At 24.4% G+C, this 4,728-nt stretch carries 5 protein-coding genes and 1 pseudogene; 5 read left to right on the top strand and 1 reads right to left on the bottom strand.

The annotated features are described in order from the left end of the window. From ACWYO2_RS04920 to ACWYO2_RS04900, 5 genes and pseudogenes are all read left to right on the top strand, one after another. Nucleotides 1–1,050 (top strand): annotated as a pseudogene (locus ACWYO2_RS04920) (hypothetical protein); the annotation flags it as partial. 12 nt (nucleotides 1,051–1,062) lie between these two features. Next, complete coding sequence (locus ACWYO2_RS04915; protein WP_455515374.1) at nucleotides 1,063–1,896, top strand: hypothetical protein; 834 nt, start codon at nucleotides 1,063–1,065, stop codon at nucleotides 1,894–1,896. Between the two features lie 11 nt (nucleotides 1,897–1,907). Continuing rightward, nucleotides 1,908–2,048 (top strand): hypothetical protein, encoded by a 141-nt coding sequence (locus ACWYO2_RS04910; protein WP_455515373.1) that lies wholly within the window; start codon nucleotides 1,908–1,910, stop codon nucleotides 2,046–2,048. A gap of 195 nt (nucleotides 2,049–2,243) precedes the next feature. Next, complete coding sequence (locus ACWYO2_RS04905) at nucleotides 2,244–3,257, top strand: CBASS cGAMP-activated phospholipase (protein ID WP_455515372.1); 1,014 nt, start codon at nucleotides 2,244–2,246, stop codon at nucleotides 3,255–3,257. Nucleotides 3,258–3,265: 8 nt separating this feature from the next. Further along, nucleotides 3,266–3,781, top strand: coding sequence for a hypothetical protein (locus ACWYO2_RS04900; RefSeq protein ID WP_455515371.1), 516 nt, complete (start codon nucleotides 3,266–3,268; stop codon nucleotides 3,779–3,781). Between the two features lie 12 nt (nucleotides 3,782–3,793). Here the strand turns inward: ACWYO2_RS04900 and ACWYO2_RS04895 are convergent. Then, a partial coding sequence (locus ACWYO2_RS04895; protein ID WP_455515370.1) for a M24 family metallopeptidase occupies nucleotides 3,794–4,728 on the bottom strand: 935 nt, incomplete at its 5' end.

The raw sequence follows: 4,728 nt of genomic DNA, 5'->3' as shown, positions 1-4,728 counted from the left end.
AAAGAATATCTGTTATTACTTTTACCAATAATAAACAATATTATAAAGTATAATGGAATAAGTGATAGTAATGAACTATTAAAAGAGGCATTAGTTTTAGAAAATCTTGAATATAAGTTAATAGATGCTATTTTTAATAGTAATTATTTCAAGAAATTATATTATGTTTATGATACAGATGAAGAGGATAATACAAAATATATTTGGATGGTTGCTGTAGAAAAAAGTTATATTTTAAAAGGAGTTAAACATGGGGTTAGTAGATTTAAAATGTATGATTATGATGATCCGATGTGGGACAATGAAGTTAGAGCTATATATAAAGATGGTAAAATAGATGGTGTATATAATGAGTATGAAGAATTTGGTGAAAATTTTAAAAAAGGATTATATGTTAATGGCGAAAAAAAATTCACTTTAGATTTTAATAAATATTTTGATTATTTTTTATTTGAAATTTATAAAAATAATGAAATTAGTGTATCAATATATTACGATTCATCTGAATTAATAATTAACATATTTATAGGAAATAAAAAAATAAAAATACCTTTCTATGAAATTGAAAAAGAAAGTTTTGGTTATTATGATGGAGAAGGACATGAAGTAAAAATAGATCAAACTAAAATAGATATTTTGGGATATGGTTCAAAAGAAGAATATGGAATGTATAAAGGACTTAAATCAGGAGCTAGTACTACAATAAAAGAAAATGGAAATATAGTAGATAAGAGTTTGTATGTTAATGGAAAAAGATTTGGTATGAGAAAAATAGAAAACATTAAAGAAAATACAATAAACTTAAGTTATTATGAAGATGATATTAAAAGATATTATGAGTTTGAAATAACAAAAGACTATACATTAGCTAATCCTGTAGAAAATGGAGATTGGGTAAAATTTTATGAAACAGGAGAAATAGAAGTAAGGGTTAGAAAAAAAGGAAACTTATCAAATTCTTCAACAGTATACTATATAAATGGTGATAAAGAAGAAAGAATATATTCCGATAGGAAAAATTATACATCTAAATATGTTAAATTTAAATAAAAAGGATAATCAATGAAAAAAAGAGAAAAATTTGTAATTTTAATACTATTTCTATTAATTTTAAGAGAGTTTTATGGACTAGCCATAAAAAAAGAAATATTATTAATGTATAAAAATGAAAAGAATATAATAATAGATGAAAAAGATATAAGAGTTAAAAGGCGTTTTAATGAACTTAATGGATTTGATAATTATGATATAGCTTTTGTTAAAAAATATAAACTAAAATTAGATTATTTTAAGATATATGATGTATATTATGGAAGTTTTGAAGATATAAGTTTTGGTTTATTATATAGAGCAGAAAAAAAGTATATAATAGATAAACTTATATATGATAAATCAAAGGGGAATGACTTTGAGAAATTAGATAAATATATTCAAGATAATAAAGAAAGAATATTTAAAATTTTTCTACAAGAAAATTATGATGAGAAATTAGATTTGAAAATAAGAATAGATATGGACATATTTGAAAGTTTGGATTTTAATAAGTCAAATAACAAATTTTATCTTAATCCAAAAGATGTATATACCATTGAAGATTATATTATGAAATTTTCAGAAGAATCTAATCCTGATTACGAGTACTTACGTAACGAAAGAGAACGAATGTTTTTTAATAAACCAATAAAATATGAAGATATTGATTGGTATAAATATATTTTATTTATGGGAGATTATCCTGCTTTAAGTCTTTATGTAGTAGAAAATGATAATGGTAATGAGTGGAATAAGACAATAAATACCTCAGATGATCCTAAAAAAATAGAAGAATTAAAACAATTATATAAAGAATTTGAACAATTTTACAACAAAGAAACATTCACCTTTGCAATAAGGTAGAAATAACTTAAATGAAAAAATATCTGTTATTACTTTTACCAATAATAAAGATGGGATTAAAGAGTAGTTTTGAAAATATAAGCTTAGATACATCATTAAACTATGATAAAGAGTTAAAGTGGTTATTTAATTTGAAATATAATATATTTTAGAAGGAAGTTTTTTACTTTCTTCTTTTCTTTTTAATGTCAATTAAAAATGACACAGGTTTAGGGTTATTATTTTATAATATATTGACTTTAAAATCATTCTATCATATAATTATAGCATTAAGAGTTAAAGTTATAAATTTAAAGTTAAATGATTAAGAATATAAGAATAATTAATTTATAGAATGGTGGGAATTTATGAGAATATTGAGTCTTGATGGAGGAGGACTAAGAGGAGTATATACTTTAGAAATATTAAAGAAAATTAGAAATGATTATGGAATAGAATTTCATAAATATTTTGATATAATAATAGGTACGAGTACAGGCTCTATAATAGCTACAATGTTAGCGTTGGGAAAAACTCCTGATGAAATTATGGAGCAATATTTAGAAACTTCAAATAAAATTTTTCCTGAAGAAGAAAGAGGTAAAGGACAAGGCGGTTTTCTTTCAGCAGCATATAGAATTTCAAATCTTGAAAGTACGATTAAAGATTATTTGAAAGAATATAGTATAAATAATTTAAAAACTAAACTTGTAATTCCTAGTGTTAATTTAAGTGATGCAAGTATTAGTATATTTAAAAGTTATGAAAATGATAATGATCTTAAGTTAGATGAAGCTGTAATTGCATCATCTTCAGCTCCAGGATTTTTCGACCCTTATGAAGTTGATGACAAAATGTATATAGATGGTGGAATATTTTCTAATAATCCGGCATTGATAGGTTTTTCTGAAGCTTTTAAATTTGGAGTTAGAAATATAGATGATATTAAAATATTATCTATAGGTACGGGATATAACAAAAAACATTTTAGTAAAAATCAAATAAGTAATCAAAATATTATATCAAGATTTGGTAACTTTGGTGGTATGTTAACATTAGGATTAAATAGATTTTTTGGAACAAATGAAAATGATAAAGGCCTACTTGCTATGGCATTTCCTTTATTTAGTGCTACAATGAAAACTTCAACTCAGAATGTAGACTATATCTTATCTAATATGTATACAAATAAAAACTATGTTAGACTTAATGAAGAATCTACAGGATTAAAGGTTGATGAAATGCCTTATGCTCTAGTAAATCAGCTTAATAGTTATACTTATGATGAAGAATATAAACCTAAACTTGATATTTTCTTTGAAGAAGAAGTTGTTGGTGAAAGTTGGTTTGATTGGATTAAATCTAGAATTTTTAGAAAATAGGAGGAGTAATGCAAATAATTTATTGGATAGTAGCTATTATTATAGCTTCTATTATAGGCAAAGGTAGTAATAATAGAGTAAGTGTTTTAAGTTTTATATTAAGAGTAATATTTATAGTTTTTGTTCTATCTATAATTGTTGCTTTATCTCCTTTTTTAATATTTTTAATTATCTTATTTTTCCTATTTAGAGGTAGAGTTATTAATGTTAATAGAACGAGTTATTATACAAATGAAGATTTTGAAAGATTTAGAAATCAATATAATCAGTATAATCAAAATAGAGGATATAATGATTCGTTTTCACAATCTAATTTTGATAGTGAAGTAGAAAAAGCATGTTCTATACTAGGAGTTAATAAAGAAGATAGTTTTGAAATTAAGAAAAAGAGAAGAAATGAATTGTTGAAAAAATGGCATCCAGATTTTTATACAGATGAGATTGATAAGAAAAAAGCAACAGAGGTTATAAATAAAATCAACAATGCTTGGGAAATAATAGAAAAATATCATGGTGTTAAATAAAAGCTAGAAGTATTATACTTCTAGCTTTATTAATTCTTTAGGTAAAGTTGTTAGAGAACGAGAACCATCTTTTGTTATTACTAAATCATCTTCTATTCTAACACCTGCATATCCTGGTATATATATACCTGGTTCTACAGTTATAACCATACCTTCTTCAAGATATGACTCTTCTCTCATTGATAGTAAAGGAGTTTCGTGTAATTCAAGACCTAAACAATGTCCTAAAGAGTGACCAAAGTATTGTTCATCATCTCCCATAAAGTCTCTAACTATTTTATCTACATCTTTTCCTTTTATACCAGCTTTTAGAGATTTGCATCCTAATTCATTTGATTTTCTAACAGTTTCATAAATTTCTTTCATTCTAGGTTCTATATTATTACCTATAAATACAGTTCTTGTGATATCACTTGCATATCCATCAAGATAACACCCATAATCTATTGTTATAAACTCATTGTTTTCAATTTTTTTATTACTTGCAACACCATGAGGCATAGCAGATCTTTTACCACTAGCAACTATAGTATCAAACGATGTACCGTTTGCTCCTCTTTTTCTTTGATTAAATTCAAGTATTGCTGCAACTTCAATTTCAGTCATACCAACTTTAATTTCAGGTAAAGTAGCAAGTAGGGCATCTTCTGATATTTTTATTGCTTTTTCAATTTTAGATATTTCCTCAGCTGTTTTAATTTGTCTAGCTTTAAGTAAATTTTGAGATGCTTTTACAAGTTCTGCAAAATTAAATTCTTCTTTTAATTGTTCGTATTCAGAATATGATAAAGAAAGATTGTCAATACCAAGTTTTGTAACACCATCTTTTTTAGCAAGTTCTATAATTAAATTATGGTTTCTATTATTATCTTCAATAAATTTAAAACCATGAGGTTTGACTTGATTTTCAGCTTGTTCTGCATATCTAAAGTCAGATAAAAAATATT

Source organism: Pseudostreptobacillus sp. (assembly GCF_977040545.1).
The sequence above is the reverse complement of the archived record's forward strand: the minus strand, read 5'-3'. Positions and strand labels throughout refer to the sequence as shown.